Raw genomic sequence first — 20559 nt, forward strand, 5'->3', positions numbered from 1 at the left:
CAAACTTGTCGAGGAATATCAAGCCCCTTAAGCTTTTTTCCTAAACCAGAATGAACCGCCAAGGGGCTTTAGGCCCTGGAGCTGAGGGGCGGTCCATAACTCATTTAAAACTTGGACGAGCCCAGGTTGCATGGAGATGTAATGAGAAGCAAACAAGATGTCAAATTTCTCTTGGGCGTAGAGAAACAAGGCGGCCAAGAGGTACTGCTCTGAATAATACCTTTTTGACCATGCTTTGGGGTAATCCACGGGCCAGAATATGTCATGGAGATGAACGAGGACACCGGGTTTTACAACCGGCAACACTTCAAGGAAGAAAACCGTCACATCTGAGCCTTGAAGAACCCTATGCGAACCGTCGATAAAAAGAATGTCCCCGGCCTGGAGCCGTTCAAAAAGAGAGGGAGGAGAGTCCTGGAGAGTTGACTGGATCGCCTCATCGATATAAGGACTCACCTCGATTCTCGGGGCCGGATCTATCGTGACAATCTTGGTTGTGGGACTATGAGCTTTCTTGGCCGCGTAGGCAAAGAGGGTGGAGTAGCCTGAACCCATTTCGAGGTATAGTCCCGGTTTTTCTTGGGCGATCATCCCAAAAAGGGCAACCCCATCCAGGCTAGTAAACCAGCGGTTATGCCAGAAGGCGGAAAGGTTTTCCAGGGGCAAAAAAGAATTAATGGAAAGGAGGGCCGGAACAAATTTTTTCCAGGCCCGGAGATAACCCTCGAAGGTTTGGAGTCGAGAGCCTAGAAGATCATCAAGCAGGGGATGCACCCTCTTGTTCCATTCCCACCGGGGTTCAAGGCTGGCCCCATAAGGATACCAATCTTCGATCTCTATTGCTCTACTCACTGCTTGCTCTTGATCGTTAGACTTTTTTACTCCTTGTTTCATTCCCCTTCAATTTCAAAGCCGATTTCTTCATTTTTTTTTTATGCCCGCTTTTCCATGGTTTTGAGCTGTTTTTTCTACGGATCTTCCGGCCGCCATGGGAATGTTTTTTTCCCTTGAGCCCACTCTCCTTGGCCGCTTTATACCTTGAAAGTCAAAAAAGGCCTTTAACCTGGAATTTTCGGCCACGGGGCAAAAGAAAAAAGCGGGGCTTTTCGATCAGAAGCTAATATTGTTCGTTCATCGACTTGGGTGAACAAAAAAGTCTAAACCTAAAAGGCCAATCTTTAAAGTTTAAACCGCAATGAAAACAACCGGCATTTTAAACCATCTCTTTGCCCTGATCATCCACTAGGGTCATGGAGTAGATTTTCTTAATCCTCTTATCCTTGTCGAGCAAGTAAAGCTTTTACATAGAAAAAAATCTGGAGTCAAAGGGGAATTTTTTTCCCGATGGTCCCGGCGTCCCAAGGACACTTCCAAACCGGGACTTTTTTTAAAAAAATCCGGTTCTTTTGTTATCTTTCAAGAGTCCTGTTCTCCAATGAAAGTCTCTCTCCAATAAGGACCGACAAGGGTAAAGGTTTTTTCCTCCCCGGAAAGATCAAAAGCTTTAATGGACTGTCTTTCTTCTTGGGATAGGTTTTTTAACTTTCTAAAGACCATCGATCCCGAGAAGGTTTTCTCCAGTTTCCACTCCTTTTCCAAGGAAAGCAGGTATTGGCACAAGAGGGAACAACCATAACCAAAAGTATCGTTAACGACAAGCAGTCCCTTTGCTTTCAACAACTTGGAAAGGAAGAGAAATTCCACGAAAGGATAAGGAAAGCCTTTCTTACCGTGCATAACGGCGGCATCAAAACCCGTTTCTTTAAGCTCGGCAAGCCTTTCTTCGGTGGGTCCTCTCAATATTTTTAATGAATCAACCTCCCTATTCTTGCTTTTCAAATACTCTTGGAGGATTTCTTCGCCTTCCGCCTTGGAAAACAAGGCGGTATGATCCATCTTCTTGTTCAAAAAAACCAGGGTAGCGACCACCCCATCGACCTCGATGGTTTTGCTTCCTTGGGGAATCCCCTCCCAGAGATACTCGGCAAGATCTTTTTCTATTTCAGCTCGGGCTGCCAGCTCTCCAAGCGGGCTAACAGTAAAACGCTTGGGAGAAAACCTGAAGATCTCTTCAAGAAGGGGATATGAAAAACTCTCCTTGTCAAGGGAAACGGAAGATACGAGAGGCCGGACTCCCCGGGGGAAAGATATAACGAGATTTTTGCCTTGAGATTCTACAAGATAACCTTTTTTCCCAAGATCCAAGACAAGTTGTGGTCCTTCGCTCATCCCCTTGTAAAAAAAACATTCGAGAAGCTTACGGTAGGCCTCGTAAAGCAGGGGCCTGTGCTCGTCGATCGATTGGCCCTCTTTTATTCTTAAAGCAAGACAATCGTGAAGTTTCTTTACCGAAACATAGAGATTTTCACTAAAAGGAGCATACCGCCGCCATTTCTCCCGCCAATTCTCGATCCTTGCATAGCTCTTGATCCGTTCGTCTCGGTAAAGATAACCTAAAAGGAAGTGGTATTTCCCCTTGTTTCTTTCCCGTTGGCAGATCCCTTCAAAGCCGGGGTTGCGAATGAGAACGCTTCGGGCATTCTTGTTGAACACTACTTTTAAACCAAGCTTGGAAAGCCGCCATCCCAGCTCTACGTCTTCAAGGAACCTGAAAATGGGGTTAAAGACACCTCCTTCAATAAGAAAAGAGCGTTTGACAGAAATCCTTCCCGACCAAAATGTTGTCCAATCGTAAATGCCGCCCTCGCTCAAAGCGGGATAACTGAAGTATTGCCCACCTTCGGTAGTGACGTAGGCCAAAAGAGGATCGGTTTTCAAACTCTCCGAAAGCTCCGTGTAAGCCAAGACGGCGACCCGGGGATCCGGAAATTGCTCGTGGATTTTCAGATGCTCGGAAAGAAGGGAGCGGGAGGGAATGTCGTCGTCATCGAGGAACACCAAGATCTCCCCCCTGGACAGGTAAATCCCCAAGTTCCGGGCGGAAGCTTGCCCCGCATTTTCCCTGCGCACGTAGCGCAAGGCCAAGCCGGATGAAAAAGCTTGGGCAACCTCGGGGGTGTCATCGCTGCTGCCGTCATCGACAACGATCAACTCAAAAAGGGAGCTATCCAGGTCCTGCTGGACAAGAGCATCAAGCACTGCCCGGAGGTAAAAGGACCGGTTGAAAGTAGGGATAATGACACTCAAAAGAGGATGAGGACGATCAGGCATAAACTTCCAAGATCCGAAAAGCTTCTTCTTTTTTCAAATGAGGGGTAACAGAAAGAAAATACTCCATGTCTTTCCAGGGATTAGACTGTGCATAGTTAAGGACGGGAACCCTGAGGTTGTGGACACAAGGAAGACTATCGACGATTCCCATTTTGTAGCCGGCCTTTTCCATGGCCAGGGGCCAGACGAAATCAAATCCCCACCCCGAGGGAGGGAATGGCGGAAAAGGGGAAACGAGCTCCCAAGCCCTCCTGCTGAAACACACTACAGGGCCTATTTCCACGTAACGGGTCAGCCTCGCCTGGATACCGTCTATCCTTTCTGTAAAAGGATGATCGATGAAACTGTCGTGCGAGCGGGCGGGCTGGGAAAGATCAAATCCCCGTTCAAGAACGATTTCCATGTACCGGTCCAGAAAACCGTGCGGCAAAACCACGTCGTCATCGCATATGAAAAGGTAGTCAAAAGGGCTATCCTTTTGAATCACTTCGTTGGCAACGGCAAACTTCCAGAATTGTCCCGTTTTCAAGGTATAAGCTTGCAATTCCAATTCCGGTTCTCCCTCGCCCAAGGCCACCCAGCTCTGCTCGACTGCCCACTCTTTTGAAGCATTCCATGCTTGAACCAACTGTCGGATGAAAGAGGGCTTATTTAAATAATATACCCCAAAAACCTTGATCTTACCCTTTGGCTTGTTCATAAGCAATGAAAAGAAAAAAGCTTCTTTAAGGTTTCCTTGACGACAGCCTTGGAATAGCGACTCTCCACGTGCTCAAGGGCGGCTTGCGAGAGTCTCTCCCAAAGCTCCTTTTCCTTGTAAAGCCTCACTACCGCCTGGATAAACTCCTCTTTATCATCGCAAATAAAGGCATTTTTCCCGTTTTCTAGCTTCATCCCTTCAGCCCCAATGGAAGTGGTGACAACGGGCAGCCCGGAAGCCATCGCCATCCCGATTTTCCCCTTCATTCCCGCTCCGAACCTGAGGGGAGCCACGAACACCCTTGCTTTTTCAAAGCAGGGGACAAGATCTGGAACGTAACCCACCGGCTGGATCCCCGGCCGGTTTAACAGTTCCTCCGGCACGTATTCTTTAAGAAAACTACCCACGATCTCGAAGGAACAGCCCGGGATGTGTTCCCGGATACTTTCCCACATTTCCAGAATAAAATAGCTTAAACCGTCCACGTTAGGCTCATGACCGAAATAGCCAAGGAATAGAATACTCTTGCGATTTTCCCAAGGACTTTTCGGTTTATGGACCTCGTGGATGTTGGGGACCACCTCGACCCGGCTTTGGAGAGAAAGCTCTAGTATTTTCTCTTTTTCTTCCTCGGTAATCGCAACAATGGCATCCGAAGCCACGAAGTTGGTGGTATCGATTATCTTTGCTTGTTTTGCTTCTTCTATCACTAAAGGATCTTTTGAAAGGGCCGCTTTTCTCTCTAGCCTAATGAAAGCTAGATCCACCGGATCATAGATGAGCTTGGCATTGACCGCATAACTCCTGATCAAGGGAATGAAATGATAAGCAACGGTTGGGGAAAACACGTAAGCTACTGAAATCTCTTGTCCCTGTCGGCTCAGAAAGGTTTTTATCTTTTCTTCTCCAAGAAGGATCTCTTTCACCCCCGCTTCAAAAAGAATCCCTTCGTAGTGTTTGAACTCTATATCGAGATTATCTTCTTGCAGCACTTTCCCATGGTTTTCCCGGTCATTTAGAACGGCTAGGTTCACTTCCCAACCCAGTTCCCGAATGATTTTTATAATCTGGAAAGTCCTGAAATCTCCCCCTCGGCGATCTGGCACTAGCAAGTAATCGTTAAAAACAAGGGCTTTTTTCCGCGGAGCCATCGAAGGGGAGATCTCCCAAGGCGGTGTACTTTTTCCCTTGGTGATCCTGTTTTCCTTTTGCCCGTAATGGAGATAATGCCAAAGGGGGTTAACCTGGGCTTGCTTGACATCGGGATAACGCTCTAGGTAAGAACGAAGGTCAAAATCCGGATGCGGGTTGCGTCCTTCCTTCCAACCATTCTCGATAAAATGAAGAAGCGGGTTTACGCCCGCCGCTTTGACGTCGGGATTCTTTTCCAAGTAATAGGCAGAATTAAAATAGGGATTGGGATTTCTTCCCTCTTTCCAACCGTGCCGAATGTAATGGAGCAGGGGATCGATTCCTGCTTCCTGAACGTCGGGATATTGTCCCAGGTAATAAGCCTTGTCAAAAAGGGAAGAACGCAAAATTTTCAAGTACTGGCCGCGTTCCGGAGTGCCTTGCCCGGGCGCTGTCCCCCCTTCCAAGGACTTTACACTTTCTAAAAAATGTTTCAAAGGATTGACTCCCGAAAGCCTTAGCTCGGGTTGGGTTTCCAAGTAGAGGTCCAGGTCAAAATCCGGATGCGGGTTGCGTCCTTCCTTCCAACCATTCTCGATAAAATGAAGAAGCGGGTTTACGCCCGCCGCTTTGACCTCGGGATTCTTTTCCAAGTAATAGGCAGAATCAAAATAGGGATTGGGATTTCTTCCCTCTTTCCAACCGTGCCGGATGTAATGGAGCAGGGGATCGATTCCTGCTTCCTGAACGTCGGGATATTGTCCCAGGTAATAAGCCCTGTCAAAAAGAGAAGAACGCAAAATTTTTAAGTACTGGCCGCGTTCCGGAGTGCCTTGCCCGGGCGCTGTCCCCCCTTCCAAGGACTTTACACTTTCTAAAAAATGTTTCAAAGGATTGACTCCCGAAAGCCTTACCTCGGGTTGGGTTTCCAAGTAGAGATCCAGGTCAAAATCCGGATGCGGGTTGCGTCCTTCCTTCCAACCATTCTCGATAAAATGAAGAAGCGGGTTTACGCCCGCCGCTTTGACCTCGGGATTCTTTTCCAAGTAATAGGCAGAATCAAAATAGGGATTGGGATTTTTTCCCTCTTTCCAGCCGTGCCGAACGTAATGGAGCAGGGGATCGGCTCCCGCCTTCTTAACATCAGGATAACAACTCCAGTAGTAACCCGGATCAAAGAGCCCGGATTCCATGAACTTGACCGCCATTTCCTTTTCGGGGTCGACTTCCTTTTTCCCCCTGTTCCAAATTTTCTTCTTCCCCGGCGATGAGTAAGCGAGATCTCTAAAAATTTTCGCTATGAATTCCTTGTTAGCCCTGTTAACAAAATGGTTTTTTTTTAATTTTTCTTTTAGTTCCCGGATCTCCAGCTTTTTTTCTTCGAGTTCTTCTCCAAGCTTTTTTTCCCTATCGTATAGTTCGGCAAGCTCTTTTTTCTTACTTTCGTTGTAAAAATCAAAAAGAGACAAGAGTTGCTGGAATGCCGAGAATGACTTGGAAAGGCTATCCATCTGGGCTTTAGCTTCCCTGGGAATGGGAGAAAAAGTAGCCATCGCCTTAAAAAGCTTCCAGCTTTCGACCAGGGGATAAAAGGCCGCTTGGTGCCGTTCAAGATCCATGTCCGTAAAACGGGCATGACGATATTCTTGCTTGAGAAAGTTTCTTTTCAAAACCAAGACAGCCTGGTCGTCATAAGGCAGGGAAAAAACCCCGGCTATCCTTTGAAGTTCTTTTTCGGGCTGATCCAAAAACCGGTCGTAATCGACGACCGCTTTTAAATAGGGCACGTAGAGCGGCCAAGGTAAGACGTTATGGGAAAGCCAAAGGCAAAAAGACTTGACCAAGGGGAATTGGTTTCTCCGGAATAGGGAATAACCAACGGCCAACGGATTGCGAATGACCAGCAGGTAAGAAGGACTGATCTCCTTTTTTTCAAAAACCGTATGCCAAAAGGGAAGGAGTCGGATAGTCCGAGGATCTTTAAAAGCAAAATTCTTCTCTTTTAACTTCTGCTCGATCAACTCTTCGGCTTTTCTGAGGAGGGAGACCATCTTCGCTTCCTTGAGAGAAAGATCAGGAGGAGCAAAACTATCCCAGGAAGAACCGCTCGCCGCAAGAACTTCTTCGTTGATGGCCACGATCTGCCTGTCTTCCCAAAATCCCATGGGATTATCCGGCTGGGGATCCAACAGGCTTTGGCCAAGAGATAATCCCAAGGCCATGAGAGACCGGCTCAGTGCGCTTGTCCCGCTGCGGTGCATCCCAAGGACAATAACGATCCTTCTTTTCTCTTTAGTCTTTTCTCCGTGTTCCATCCTCTTACCCCTCAAAACTCTGGTTCTTAGTGATTAAATCACAAGATACCCTCTTTTGTCTTATTGAATACCAATCGAAAGGAAAAACCTTCTTTTCATTCCTTTTCAAAAATGACAACGTCTTGAAAAAAAACACCGGGGATTTCTTTCCAGTTTCCAGGATAATAACGGCAAATTTTCAAGGAGCTCTCTTTCAAAAGCAACTGCAAGGCTTCTTCCTTGAGTCCAATCGCCTCTTCGGGCACCTCCGCCCATTCCGGGCAAAACCAGTAGCCCGAACCGTAAGCCTTCTTGTTAAATACCCACCGGTTTTTTTCGGTCATGTGGTATTTGCCGGTTTCCTTGGTGCGCAAGGGTAAAGTTTTCTCGTAGCTTTCATCGAGCAGAAAGAAGGTGACGATGGCCCTGGCCTTTCTTTTCATCACCCGGCTTATTTCCGAGAAGTAAAAGAGGCTATCTTCCTCTGAAAGATGCGTCCAGACCGAAAGGGCGGTGACGAGATCAAAAAAATCGTCTTCAAAGGGAAGTTTTGGCTTTTCTTCCCCCAAGGGAGCATAATGGGGGTTTTTAGCCTTTAAATCAATAAAGTGAAACTTTTGGGAATCGTAATGGCGGCTGCAAAACTCGATGTCCTCCAAGCGAACATCTACTCCATAGTAGGCCCCCTTTTCCCCGAGGAAAGGTTCGCTGGCGATCGCCAAAAGCCCTGTGCCACACCCCATGTCCAGGATAAGGTTCTCCTCTTTTTTGTCCAGGTTCTGGTAAATGAGGGTCTGGAATATCCCTATCACATGAGCCCACTCCCCGTAAGCATACTTCCCGCCCCGGCGGTTTTCCTCGGTGGGGATGAGCCGTAGATTTCTAGTCCTAAGGAGGTGGGTTTTATCAAGCTCCAAGTAAGCTTTGTCCAACGCCCGGTAAGAATAAAACCCAAGGAGATCTTTTTTTAAGCTTTCCTCAAAAAACGGTTCATGGTAAACGGCCCCGGTTAAATACGCAAGCTGCTCCCGGCTGGGAAGCTTACTTTTATCTTTTGCGAGCAGATACCAGCTTTGCCTTGGATGATACCAGGGCAGTCGGACAAAACAAAGGGCGGCTTCTTCAATGCAGCGTTCGATAGTGGCCGGCCGGTAGCTGACAATTCCCGGGTAAATCCAACCCTCTGCTTCAAAATCCTCTTCCCCTTCGATAAAGGTCGCCGCGATAAGTCCCTGGGACTTGAGCGAGCGGGCAAAGTTCTTGAGAGCTTTCAGGATGAGATCCCTCCCCGCGTGGGAAAAAATCGATTGGGCGAGAATGTAGTCGAAATCCACTCCAAAAACGTCGGTTTTGAAATCCCGGTTGTGGTTAAAATGGGGTTGCTTGATTCGGATAATATCTTTGCCTAGCTCCTTTCTCAGGGCTTCTTTAATTAACCAACTTGCAGGCTCTATGCCGAAGTAGTTGCCTTTATCCAGGTAAGGAATGAAAAGCTTGCCGGCCCGCAGTGAACCGCATCCAAAGTCAAGAAGCCTGTGATGAGCTCTCAGCCCCAAGGCACAAAGAAGCCTGAACTGGGTTGCCCCCATGAAGTCGTACTGGTCGGGAGGACCCACGTAGGCCTTGTAATGAAGATCCCCGGCTTTAAGCTGGGAAATATCCTCTTGGTTTCCCTTATTTATGGCCTTTTTGCCGTTTATTCTTTGACCCAGCAAGTCGATAAAAATGTCCTTCAATCTCATCCACGATGAACAGGAATTCTGTTAAGCTTAGGGAAAAGGAAAAGTTCCTGTCAAGATGCAAAATCAAAAGGACCGGCCTCTTTCTTTTGCCCACTCCTTTCTTATCTTAAAACCTTGGAAGGGAAATGGGCACCGAGGTATGCACCAGGGTATTCCCACCCCTTACAAAGGGAGCTGGGAGCTGATCGATGGAGCCGAAAGACATATCCCCTGGAAGTTAGGTCAAGCCAATATCGTATAGCCGATGTCGATCCGGAATTAAAGGGAGTGGTGCCACTGACCGCAAGGTTGATGACTTGAGGTGCACTCCCCAAGGCATTAAAAATTATGTTCGTTGTTCCAAGCGGCCCGCTTGCAATATGAAAACCGTTCTGGGTCGGATGGAGACCCAAATCATTGCTAACATTCCCCGCAACACCGAACACACACAAGCGCAGTAGTCAAAACTCCCGGAGCTGCAACATTGCCCACAACCCCTGTGTCACCCGGCGGAATGGGTATGCCAAATATCGGGGTATTGACGGTCAGGGGCGTATCCATAAAAAAAGTTCCCGCTCGAGCGGGAGCAAAACGAGCAAGAGAGTTAAAACTACTGTTCGCTAAACTTACTGTACCGCCTCACAAAAATACCGAACCGGTCGGACTATCAAGGCTCAAAATATTCCTGGGAAAAAGAGCTTGTTGTGATTATGATCCCAGAGCCAGCTATCGACCCCAAGGGATAATGCCCAAGATGATGGCTATTGGTTGGATCAAGGCTGACAGCCTCAGGTCCTATAATCGTTCCAGGATTATCAATTCCTCCACCCCTTCCTATCCTAGCCGATCCGGCAACCAAGCTTGGATTTACATATTCTAACCCTTTGGGATGTTTCCCATGATAAAACCCTTGTTGACTAAAAATAGAATTTCTATCCACTACCGTTGGCTACACAAACAGGAATATGAGCTAAACTCGTAGTCATCGCTTCCATCATGAAAGAGGGACTTCCCGTTGCATCCACACTGAGAAGGGAAAAAAACCGCAATCTTAAGTGTAGCCCAAGAACCCACGGTAAGCCCAGGTCCCGAAAACAAGTTACCCACACCTCTAACATTACCAATCCCCCCACTAGGCCCCCACAAAATTACCGTAGTCCCTGAACCACTAAGAAGGGTAGCTGCAAATCCCGGTTGTGAAAAACCTAAAACCGCTTCAGCTGCAACGATCCCATGATCTGGGAGTTTGGTAGGTCATTGCAGGGATTACCCGGCATTTTGCTCCCACTCCTATCCAAGTACTCACTTCCAACAAATGAGCTACCGGGTAAAGTTCCTTTAAGAATAATTTCCTTTTCAAGCCATCGTTTCTTGCTTTTGAATGTTGTTTTTGAACGGTTATTTAATTCCCTTTTTTTAAGCAACCCCCAAAGTTTGCCAGGGAATAACCATGGGCTGTAAGACCGTTAGGGTAGCCCACTTTTCTTTCCCATCATGAGGATTAAACGCACCTTTTTTAGCCGATCATTTAGAGGAAAAGGATCCATTCCTCAAACAGGATTAAAAGAATTTCCAAGAAATAATGCCCAGAATAATCCGAACCCAAGTTGAAGAGATTGTTTCAGCATGAATATAAATTATTGTAATATTTTTACTCCAAGATGAAAGACCCGGTTAACAAAAAAACACAATTTTATTGCTAAAAAAAGGGAGACTAACAAAAAGCCCTCCTTGTTCTTTAAACCAGCCTGCTTTCTCCATCATTGGAAGGGGAAGGGACTGACGACAAGCTTACCCGGACTAGGATTCGCAGTATAAATGGTCGGAAACAAGGGCGAGACAGCCGTAACATCATACACCGTAACCGGGGGAATGGGTAGAGAGGTATGGACCACAGTATTCCCACTCGTCACAAAAGGAGCCGCCACGCTGATCGATGGCGCCGAAAGGAATATCCCCTGGAAGTTCGGACCCGCGACAGCCGTATACCCGTTGTCGATCGGCACATTAACTGATAAAGTTCCCCCTGCTTTCAGTGCTATCCCTCCGGGGAATATAAAGGAAGGTCCTAGATGAAGAATATTGGTACTTAAAGCTTTGTGTAATGGCAAAAATCCATTAATTTGCGTAACCGTCAAGTTCCCCGAGGCGTTCACCAACAGGTTTCCTCCCTCGTTAGGTACCGGATTGGTTAAACCGACTGGAGGGGAGAACACAGAGTGTAAAAATGTCGAGGTCCCACCCGAATTGATCGAAGCATCGCCATTGACAGCAAGGTTGATGATCTGCGGCACTACCCCATCCAAATTCAGAGTAATCGTTGTATTCCCAAAGTTCCCGTTGGCGATATGAAACCCGTTCAGTATCGCCTGGCTACTCACCACATTTCTCACATCCCCGGCCGTCGTCAGGTGAAACTCCTCCGTGGTTAACACTCCTCCTCCCGTGAGATTGCCCCCCTTGAAACTCACGATCTGAGAAGTAATCGGGATATTCAAGTAGAACGTCGACAAGGGAAAGCTCGCCGCAGAAAGGGCCGCGGCATGCAACCCGCCGGGATCAGCAGTATTCACCGCTCCCCCCGTCACGAAAAAGACGTTCCCCGTGGCACTGGAAGCCCATAAGTTTATATTGGGAACAGCCGTCAACTGGTGAGGATAAAGGGGAGCAAAGAGACTTATGGACAGATTACCCGGATTGGTAAAACTATCGGTCGAAGCGGTAGGACTGGTAATGTTGATCACCCCACTGTTATACACGCTGCCCAAGGGATACTGGCTGTTCAACCCCCCGGGATTCTGGGCAAAGAGATCGACAAAATCATAGCCCGAGATCGTCCCCTTGTTGATCAACGCCCCCTGCTGGGCCCACAGATGCACGTTGGTCCCCCCACCGTTCATGATAGCCCCGCTGTTATTGATGATACTTCCCGTTACCCAGATTACCACTCCGGGTAGTGTTAACGAAGGATTACCCAGTATCGTTCCCCAATTAGAAAGGGATCCATGGAAACCCACCGTCTGGGGACTTAAGAGCTGGGAAAAGGTAATCGTCCCGTAATTGTAGAGCCAACCCTGCCACATCCCCAAGTTGCCGTAGCCTAACCCCCACTGGATATCCCCTCCACCGGGAAGAACGAGCTTGCCGCTTGTCGTAATACTTCCCGAGGAGAGAAGGAAAGAGCCGATGGGAAAAGTAAAGGATCCAGATGAAGGCCCAGAAAGAGTTATCGAACCTGCCGTAGCTCCCGAAGTAGCATTCGAAATTGGAGTCGGCCCAGTAGTAAAAGTTCCATAGTAAGCATAGTAACCGGTGAATGAATATCCCGAAAGAATACTCACAGGGTGATGACCAAAAGTCCCCAAAAGCGATGTTGGCGTAGCGATACCCACGTTCACCGTTGGTGCCGCGATGAGAAGGGCACTTTCGGTAGCATTTAGAGTGGCTCCAGATTGGATGGTCACTGAAGAACCGGCGGTCGTGGGCGCTACACTCACTGATCCACTTACACTAAATCCAGAAGCTTGGCTTGATAGATCATAACCTAAAATCCCGATTCCACCAGGAAATGTAATGCTCGCATTTGGACCAACAACAACTCCACTTCCATTAGCAATATATATTGGGAAAAAGTAACCTCCGGTACTCTGAATACTTCCCATAATATACGAAGGATTTCCCGTCGTATCCACATTCAGAAGTGAAGCCGACCCAGTCTGGCTAACAAATAATTTAGCACCTTGACCCACATTAAATCCTGGACCAGAACCTGTAACATTCAATGTCCCCCCACTAGACCCCCACAAGATCGCCGTGTTCCCTGACACATTAAGAGTTGCTGCATTTGAAAACCCTGCTGGTGGTGCTACATTAGTATAAGAATTTACCGTTCCACTGGCAACAATCCCATGTCCAGGCAATTGTCCTACCCCCGGCAACGCCCAAGTTTTCGTTCCCAACCCGATCCAAAGGCCCGCCGCTAACAAAAGAATCGCTTTATATAATTTCCTTAAGATTTTCCTTTTCACGGTATCGTTTCCTCTTTTTTCACTTTGTTTTTCTCTAAATGTGCGGTTATTTAATCAACTTTTCGTTTCCCTTGTCAAAGAAAATTTTCATTTCTTCAAAAAGAGAGACCCGGTCAACAAAAAACCCGGTTATAACGATAAAAAAAAAGGGAGGCTTAAAAAGCCTCCCTTTTTTCTTTAAACCAGCCTGCTTACGCCTTCCTTAAAAGGGGAAGGGACTGACGACAAGCTTACCCGGTGTAAGATTTGCGTTATAATAACTCGGGAATAAGAGTGAATTAGCAGCACTATACACCGCAACCGGGACGCTGACAGAAGTGTGCACAAAAGTATTCCCACTGGTTACCATTGGCGCATTGACTATAATCGTTGGTGCTGCCAAGAATATACCCTGGAAATTAGGTCCTGCCACGGCTGTATACCCGTTGTCGATCGGCGCATTAACTGTTAAAGTTCCCCCTGCTTTCAATGCTATCCCTCCGGGGAATATAAAGGCAGAACCGAACCCAAGAATGTCAGTACTTAAGGCATGATCTATCGGCGTTCCCCCCTTAACCGTCAAGTTCCCCGTGGCGTTCACCAACAGGTTCCCCCCAGAATAAGCTTCAGCATTGGATAATCCAAGTGGGAATACGCTATTGATAAAGGTTGAGGTATCATGGGTCTGAATCACCGCATTCCCATTAATTGCCAGGTTAATAATCTGGGGAGCTACGGCATCATCGTTGTCAATCGTTATCGTTGTCAGACTAAAGGGTCCATTGGCAATATGGAATCCGTTCTGGATCGCCTGGTTGCTCACTACATTTCTGACATTCCCAACTACATCATGAAAGTTCACTACTGCCGAAGTCAATACCCCCGATCCCGTGAGATTGCCTATATCAAAGTTTGTAGTATACACGGTCAGAGGGGTATTCATAAAAACTGTCCCTGTTGTAGCCGTCCTAAAATGAGCAGTTGATGAAGGATCGGTCCCATTAGCCAAACTGACCGTGCCCCCTAAGAATATCGAACCGGTCGAACTAACAACATCCAAGGTATTGGAGCTAGAACTACTCGTTATACTGATAGTCCCCGTGTTGGATATTGAGCCCGCCGGGTAAGGACCGAGGTGGTTGGGATTGGACGCCGTAAGAGTAACACTCGTATTTGCCGTAATCGTTCCCATGTTATTTATACCACCACCGGCAGCATCCAAAGATACATTAAACCCTGTTGATCCAATCGTTGCCCCACTATTATTGGTGATACTTCCTCCAACAGTTATACTGATATTGGAAGCAGAGGCAATGATAGACCCATTATTCACTAAAGAACCTGACAAAAGAGCGGATGAAGAAAAGTCCCCCGTAATCGTCCCGTTGTTGGTAAAGTTACTCGCCGCAAGATTGGAGGGATTACCCGTTCCCCACTGGGCAGAAACCCCAGACAAAACCAAGTTCCCATTGGTCGTAATACTCCCCGAGGAATATAAAAAGGAACTAGCTGGATTCGTAAAAAACCCAGAAGTTGGGCCACTCAAAGTGATCGACCCGGATGTTCCAGGAATAGGCGATGGTCCTCCAGAAACTGACCCACTAGCTACATTGTAGCCCGTGACCGAATAACCCGAAAGAATATCCAAAAAGGTCATTCCCGAAAAAGAAGTAGGAGTTGCAACACCCACGTTCACCGAAGGAGCGGCCACTAAAATGGTATTTCCAGTACCTACGGTAATCTTAGAAGCTCCGGACTGGATGGTTACCGCCCCTCCCGTGGTCATGGATGGCGTCACGCTGACCGTTCCAGAAAACGCAGAAGCCTGGCTAGAGAGATCATAACCCAAAAGTCCTACCCCCCCGGCAGTAATCGATGCCCCGCTGCCCACGATAATCCCACTGCCGTTGGCCACGTAAACGGGAATCCCAGAAGCACTTATAGTCCCCATAATGTAGGAAGGACTCCCCGTCGTATCCACATTAAGGAGTGCTCCAGATCCAGAAACAAACAACTGAGCTGCTGATCCAACATTAAATCCTGGACCAGAACCTGTAACATTCAATGTCCCCCCACTGGACCCCCACAATATCGCCGTATTGCCAGAAATACTGAGCGTAGCCGCATTGATAAAACCGGTCGGAGGTGTGCTGTTTGAATAGGTTGCTGAACCCGTCGCTATCGTCCCATTTCCCGGTAATTGTCCCGCTCCAGGGAAAGCCCATCCTTTTGCTCCCAACCCGATCCAAAGGCCCGCCGCCAATAAAAGAATCGCTTTATATAATTTCCTTAAGAATTTCCTTTTCACGGTATCGTTTCCTCCTATTTCGCTTTGTTTTTCTCTAAATGTGCGGTTATTTAATCAACTTTTCGTTTCTCTTGTCAAAGAAAATTTTATCTTTTTTTTCTTTGTGCGCCCTTTTTTATGTTTTTTACAATCTGCTGTCAACCTAAAAACTTAAAATTTCTTTAAAAATTTCTTCTTTCCATCCCGATCCCTTCAAAAATTCTGACGCAGGACAAAAAGAATGGCCGCCCTCCCCCCCGTGGCGTAATTTCTTTGGTCAACCGGCACGTTAATCGACATCACGGGGAAAGCCGCATAAGCGCTGATCGTCGTCCCGTAGCGGTGGACTATATCGACACTTACCCCCACATCACCCAGGTATTGCCAGGCGGCCACTGCCCCCTTGGGCATGAAATTAAACCGGCTTCCCCCAAATTCGGTGTAACCCGAGGCATTGATCGTAAAGCCCCCCAAGTTCCAAGTGGGGGAGTAAAGCACGCTTCGGCCGATAAAACCGGTATCCCCGAATAGCACGGCCGGGTACCAGGCCGAGAGGTTTCCCATCCCTCCCAAGATCCACATGTCCATGATGGGCAGGGTATTTTCAGAAACCTGCCCGTATCCCGAGACCATGAAGTTCATCCCGTAGGGAAGTCCCTGGACGTAATCGGCGTTGAACTTGAAGTAGGTAAAGTAGGGGTTGGGCGCACCGGGAAGGCTGTTTACGTCTTGATTTAATATCTGGAAACCGCCGTGGGCATAGGAATGGACGGCGTGAATGCCCCCGTCCCAGTGGGCTGGCCTGCCAAAGGCGATAAAATTCTGGGTATAGGTCGAACCCACCTGGAAAGAATTGTAATCCTGGGCATAGAGGTGTTGAAAGATAAAAAAATCCTGGAAATTGGTGAAAGCCAGGTATTCATCGAAACCCCACCGGATCGATTCACTGGCGTAAGCTACCTGCTGACCGTAAAACTGCCAGTAACGGAGATCTCCCGTGCTCCCCGAGGCGAGCAAAGTGGCTAGTTCAGGTGTCATCCCCGGGATGTTAAAAAGCCCCAGGGCATTGGGTCCTTCCTGGAAATGCATCTGCCTGTACATCACCCCGTATACCCCGTAGGGATTGGCCCAGGAAAGGCCGAAGGTCCCCGCGTAATAGATCCCCCCGTTACTGTAGGTATCAAAGCCGGTCAATCCCTCGGAAAGATCCCCCGTGATTTGCAACCCATACCCCGGCCTATAGCCCACGACAAGATCGGTCAGGTAACGGGAGACAAAACGGGTCCCGTAGTTGCCGAACATCACGGAGGTGTCCCACGGCTTGGCTTCATCGAGCACGTTGGGAGTAAAGGTTTGAACGGGTTGGGATTCGACGAACATCTCGGAGGTAGCGTAATCTTGACCCGGCTCAAAATGGATCTTGGGCTGTTCCTGCTGCCTTCGGGCATAGTTTTCGGCATTAATGTTGTCCCGGATCACGTCCGAAGTCTGAACATCGGGCCTGTTCTTGATCCCGTAATAAAAAAGATCGAGCGGCTTTTCGGCATGGATGGCACTGATCCTACCCTCGATCACCTCGAGTTCCACCTGCTTATCCTCGGTATAAGCCCTGACAGTCACAAGGAAGTAACCCTTTTGCTGGTAAAGCATCTTAAGCCTGTTCAAGGCATCTTCCGGGCCAACCGCTTTCTTGAGGGCTTTCTTTATCGTTCCTTGGGAAAGCAGGGTGTTGCCCGTCACGATGTAGGTATAGGTTGGAGTAGAGACGATGACTGGCTTGGCTTTAAGCTCCTTTTGGTTGAGAATACTGACCGCATGTTTTTCCCCGGGGAGGTTAACGGGAGGGACTTCGGGTTGTTGATCTTCCTGCCGGGAAGAATAACCCAAGCTTTCGGAAGAAGGGGGCAGGGAAGTTTCCGGGGAATCCTTGGGGCTTGAACCCTCCTGGGGGTTCTCTCCTTCTTGGCCGGCAAAAGAAAAGAAAGTCAAAAGAAAGCAAAACAGGGCTATTGTTAATAAAAACCTCATGAGAAAGCATCAGTGATAAAGACTGACTTCCTTGTTTTCAACCTCTTTTTTTTTTAAAAGGGCAAGCTTTTCGATTCTCAAAGCTTTTTTTTTAGCTAAAAGCTTATTCTTCCATGTACCGGATGGCCACCGCGTGGTAGGCGGGAATGTAGCGGTTTAAGTTGGTATCGTACATCCCCCCGGAGGTGTTCATAATAAAGGGATTACCGATGGGAACCGAGCGATCTTCCAAAATCAAAGCTTCCGCTCCCAGTTCCCTCGCCTTTTGGCTTAATGCCCCGACCAGCTCGGTCTTGGGACTGCCCTCGGCCCCGCGGATGTCCAATTCGGCTATCTTCAGGTACCTTCTCTTGGGAGCCTTGTTCAAGATTTCCACGTAACGGCTCGGGCTATAAGCCTCGGTCGTCAACCGCTTGACGCGGACGGATTCCTGCTGGGCACAACCATAAAAAAACAAGAGAATGAGCAAGTAAAAAGAGCGCATGAGGGAAGCCATTATGGGGTTGTTGAAGAAACGTTCAAGGGGAAAATTTGGACCCGGCTTGAAGCGATAAGTTCCTGGACGTATTTTTTCAAGTTTTCCTGCTCGATCTGCTGGATTAACTGCGGCTTGAGTTCTTCATAGGAAGGCACCCTCAAGGGCCTTACCGCAAGAAGCTCGATCAGTTCCCACCCCATCGAAGAAAGGATTGGCCCCCCGACCTGGCCGGGTTTCAGTTTTTGGATCAAGGAATAGGCTGAAAGCACAAGGGTTGCCTTGTTTTGCCAGCCGAGTTCCCCTCCCCGGTCAGCCGTCTGTTTTTCCAAGGATTCCATAGCAAGCAAGGAAAAATTTTCTCCTTTTTTTAACCTTTCCATGACTTCGAGGGCTTTCCTGCGGGTGGGTAGTACGATATGCCTGATCTTGTATTCTTCCTTGGGCAAGGATTTTAAAAGCTGGCTGTAACGCAGCCGCAGTTCCCCTTCGGAGGGGGGCTGGCTCCTTATTTTTTTCTGGACGACCAGCTCGGTAAGGGCCTTTCGGTTAAATTCTTCCTGGGCCCTCAAGAGCTCCTTGCTCTTTTCCATTTCGAGCTTCATCGCCTCCTGATAGAGGATTTCCTGTTGGACGAGGCTGGCCAGCGCATTCTGGATAGCCTGGGAATCGGGCTTAACGATCCCGGCTTTCTTAAGCTCTGCCAGCACGTAGGACTTCCTTATTTCTACCCCGTTAACGATCGCAAGGAGCTGGTCGGATTCAACCAGGTCCCCTTGGGAATAAAGCTCTTTAAGTCCAAAACCCAAAAAAAAGAGAAAGGCTAAAAAGAACTGGAAAGAAAAAATCTTCATGGAACTTGGAACTTTCATGATGCACTTAAAAGAATGGAACTTCAAGAAAAAAAGGGGAGTGATGTCAGGGTTTTTTAGGCTGGATATCGGTTAGAAAGGATCGCTTTGGCTTTCGTCCCATGGGATTTATTCAACTCTTGGAGAGGAAAGAAAGGCTTGAAAAGGCCGTCAACTAAAGGCCTCGCTATCTTTTCTCGGCTAGCCCTTTTCAAGGTTTATCTTTAGAGGGGGGTTGTGCAGGGCTTTTGGTGATCCTTGCGATGTTCTGCTGGAGGGTGGCATTGGTGGGGTTGAGGAGGTAAGCCTTGCTGAAAGCCTGGTGGGCGGCTTCTTTTTTGCCCAACTTTTCGTAACAGAGGCCTAAAGTATGGCGGGCCTCGATAAGTCCAGGATCAAGGTGAGCGGCTTTTTCCAAGGGATAGAGCGCTTCATTAAAACGGTTTAAGTTCATGTAAGCCAGCCCGAGGTGATACCAGGATTGGGCCGTGGGGCTAAGAAGGGTAGCCTCTTTAAAGCTTTCCAAAGCTCGCTTGGCCATGTTCAGGTGTTCTTCTTCAAGGCCCAAGGCCATCCAGTTTTCGGCGGACGTAGGATCGACTTTGACCGCTTGGCGGTAAGCCAAGAGGGCTTTCCTGCGGTTTTGGCAAAGCACGTAGCTGTCTCCCAAAAGCCTGTAGATTTCTCCGTTTTTAGGATCCAGGCTTTGCGCTTTTTTTAGTAACCCGTAGGCTTTTTTCCACTCCTTTTCTTCCAACCGCTGCCTTGCCCGGCCGACGAGAAGCTTGGCGAGGTTCTTTTTTTCAAGAGCCCCAAGAGAAGGAGCCCTCCTCTCCTTGGGCTTAAAGGGGCCACTTGATCCCGGTGGTTGGGCTTGAAGGAGGCTCAAGGACAAGCAAAAAATAAAAAGGGATAAAAACCGTTCTTTCTTCATGGAGATATTGAAGCCTAAAGGGAAGCTCAATATACCCTAAAACGGCCTTATCCCAAAGCCCTTTTTTAGTTCTAAAAAATCGAGCCGAGAAAGGAGAGATCTCCCCTGGGCTCTTCCTTTGAGCTCGGGCCTTTCTTTCATCTTTAAGAAGCATTTTTTGGCCGTTTCTTTACCGGGGCTTACCCTGTGATATTACTCCGGCAACAAGATCCCCTCCCTTGCGGCGATCTTCCTCCTGAACTCTCCCTTTTCCCCAGCCTAGCAGATCCAGGAGAGGATCCGAACCGGATTATCCAAAAGAAGAGGGAATGAAGGGATTGCTTCCAACTGGCCGTTGAGGCAAGCTCAATAGCCTTGGACGGTTCCAAGCCCGTTGCTAAATGCTTGTTTATCTAAGCAAGGGCTACAAGAGGGCATAGCCCGCAGCCTCTTTTTTCGTCATCCGGTTATCCCTGGGCTTGGTTAATCCCCATCCTCAAAATCCATCCCGGAAGTAGCGGGGGCAAGCTCGCCTTGAGAGCCAACTGGATCCGGTTGCGGGGACTGGAGTTGGTATTCAAAGATGGGCTCATTTCCTATGCTCCCTACCCCCACGTTGCCCACCTGGTTAAACCAAAAGGGCTGGTTGCCGATCGATCCGACGGTAAAGCCATTACCGTTCTCGAACGCATAAAAGGGAGAGTTGCCGATGTTTCCTATAGTCGTGTTCCCTTCCTGGTTAAACCAGAAAAACTGGTTGCCCACGAATCCCGTAGTAAAAGTTCCACCGTAAAGTGCCGGTTTCATCCCCCACAAAAGACCGGCCGCCATCCACCCGCAGAGAATGATTTTCTTTAGTTTCGCTCCTTTCATAACATTGTCCACAGGTTCAGTCAAAAGTCCAAAGTTAGACTTCCAAGGAAAGCCATTGGCTTTTTTTTCCCTTGGGGGGGGAGAACGTCCCTCCTGGCCCACTTCCTA

The 20559-nt window shown here is 48.2% G+C and carries 16 protein-coding genes; 1 reads left to right on the top strand and 15 read right to left on the bottom strand.

The genetic code is table 11. The features are described 5' to 3' along the window. Positions 1–27: 27 nt before the first annotated feature. The 5 genes from MINF_RS09115 to MINF_RS09135 all read right to left on the bottom strand — a co-directional run bounded on the left by MINF_RS09115 (position 28) and on the right by MINF_RS09135 (position 9038). Positions 28–894, bottom strand: coding sequence for a class I SAM-dependent methyltransferase (locus MINF_RS09115; RefSeq protein ID WP_012464398.1), 867 nt, complete (start codon positions 892–894; stop codon positions 28–30). Between the two features lie 522 nt (positions 895–1416). After that, complete coding sequence (locus MINF_RS09120; protein WP_012464401.1) at positions 1417–3171, bottom strand: glycosyltransferase family 2 protein; 1755 nt, start codon at positions 3169–3171, stop codon at positions 1417–1419. Beyond that, entirely contained in the window at positions 3164–3871 is a 708-nt protein-coding gene (locus tag MINF_RS09125; RefSeq protein ID WP_048810324.1) for a DUF707 domain-containing protein, read from the bottom strand. The genes MINF_RS09120 and MINF_RS09125 overlap by 8 nt, the downstream gene beginning before the upstream one ends. Next, positions 3868–7317 (bottom strand): glycosyltransferase, encoded by a 3450-nt coding sequence (locus MINF_RS09130; RefSeq protein WP_048810325.1) that lies wholly within the window; start codon positions 7315–7317, stop codon positions 3868–3870. Before MINF_RS09130 ends, MINF_RS09125 begins: the two co-directional genes overlap by 4 nt. A 95-nt stretch (positions 7318–7412) precedes the next feature. Beyond that, positions 7413–9038 (bottom strand): methyltransferase, encoded by a 1626-nt coding sequence (locus tag MINF_RS09135; RefSeq protein ID WP_048810326.1) that lies wholly within the window; start codon positions 9036–9038, stop codon positions 7413–7415. 55 nt (positions 9039–9093) lie between these two features. Here MINF_RS09135 and MINF_RS09140 point away from each other — a divergent pair, with 55 nt between their 5' ends. Further along, positions 9094–9279, top strand: coding sequence for a hypothetical protein (locus tag MINF_RS09140; RefSeq protein WP_048810327.1), 186 nt, complete (start codon positions 9094–9096; stop codon positions 9277–9279). Between the two features lie 158 nt (positions 9280–9437). Here the strand turns inward: MINF_RS09140 and MINF_RS11500 are convergent, their stop codons facing one another. The 10 genes from MINF_RS11500 to MINF_RS09190 form a co-directional block, all read right to left on the bottom strand. After that, complete coding sequence (locus MINF_RS11500; protein ID WP_187146936.1) at positions 9438–9578, bottom strand: hypothetical protein; 141 nt, start codon at positions 9576–9578, stop codon at positions 9438–9440. Positions 9579–9684: 106 nt separating this feature from the next. Continuing rightward, positions 9685–9957: a hypothetical protein gene (locus MINF_RS11230; protein WP_012464407.1), complete on the bottom strand. Its 273-nt coding sequence runs from the start codon at positions 9955–9957 to the stop codon at positions 9685–9687. Next, a complete protein-coding gene (locus tag MINF_RS11235; RefSeq protein ID WP_148205230.1) occupies positions 9950–10135 on the bottom strand; it encodes a hypothetical protein in 186 nt (61 codons plus the stop codon). The genes MINF_RS11230 and MINF_RS11235 overlap by 8 nt, the downstream gene beginning before the upstream one ends. Positions 10136–10777: 642 nt before the next feature. Next, complete coding sequence (locus tag MINF_RS09155; protein ID WP_012464408.1) at positions 10778–13045, bottom strand: hypothetical protein; 2268 nt, start codon at positions 13043–13045, stop codon at positions 10778–10780. 202 nt (positions 13046–13247) lie between these two features. After that, positions 13248–15332 (bottom strand): beta strand repeat-containing protein, encoded by a 2085-nt coding sequence (locus MINF_RS09160; protein WP_012464410.1) that lies wholly within the window; start codon positions 15330–15332, stop codon positions 13248–13250. 192 nt (positions 15333–15524) lie between these two features. Continuing rightward, positions 15525–17339 (bottom strand): hypothetical protein, encoded by a 1815-nt coding sequence (locus MINF_RS09165; protein WP_048810330.1) that lies wholly within the window; start codon positions 17337–17339, stop codon positions 15525–15527. 103 nt (positions 17340–17442) lie between these two features. Then, on the bottom strand, positions 17443–17835 hold the full coding sequence (locus MINF_RS09170; protein WP_012464414.1) for a hypothetical protein: 393 nt from the start codon (positions 17833–17835) through the stop codon (positions 17443–17445). Next, the gene (locus MINF_RS09175; protein WP_012464415.1) at positions 17835–18686 is read right to left on the bottom strand and encodes a peptidylprolyl isomerase; all 852 of its coding nucleotides are present in this window, start codon (positions 18684–18686) and stop codon (positions 17835–17837) included. Before MINF_RS09175 ends, MINF_RS09170 begins: the two co-directional genes overlap by 1 nt. Before the next feature lie 190 nt (positions 18687–18876). After that, positions 18877–19599 carry a tetratricopeptide repeat protein gene (locus MINF_RS09180; RefSeq protein WP_148205231.1) on the bottom strand — a complete coding sequence of 241 codons (723 nt, stop codon included), beginning with the start codon at positions 19597–19599 and terminating at the stop codon, positions 18877–18879. A 462-nt stretch (positions 19600–20061) separates the two neighbouring features. Continuing rightward, positions 20062–20451, bottom strand: coding sequence for a hypothetical protein (locus tag MINF_RS09190; protein ID WP_148205232.1), 390 nt, complete (start codon positions 20449–20451; stop codon positions 20062–20064). Between the last annotated feature and the right edge of the window lie 108 nt (positions 20452–20559).

This window comes from Methylacidiphilum infernorum V4, assembly GCF_000019665.1.
Taxonomy (GTDB): Bacteria; Verrucomicrobiota; Verrucomicrobiia; order Methylacidiphilales; family Methylacidiphilaceae; genus Methylacidiphilum; species Methylacidiphilum infernorum.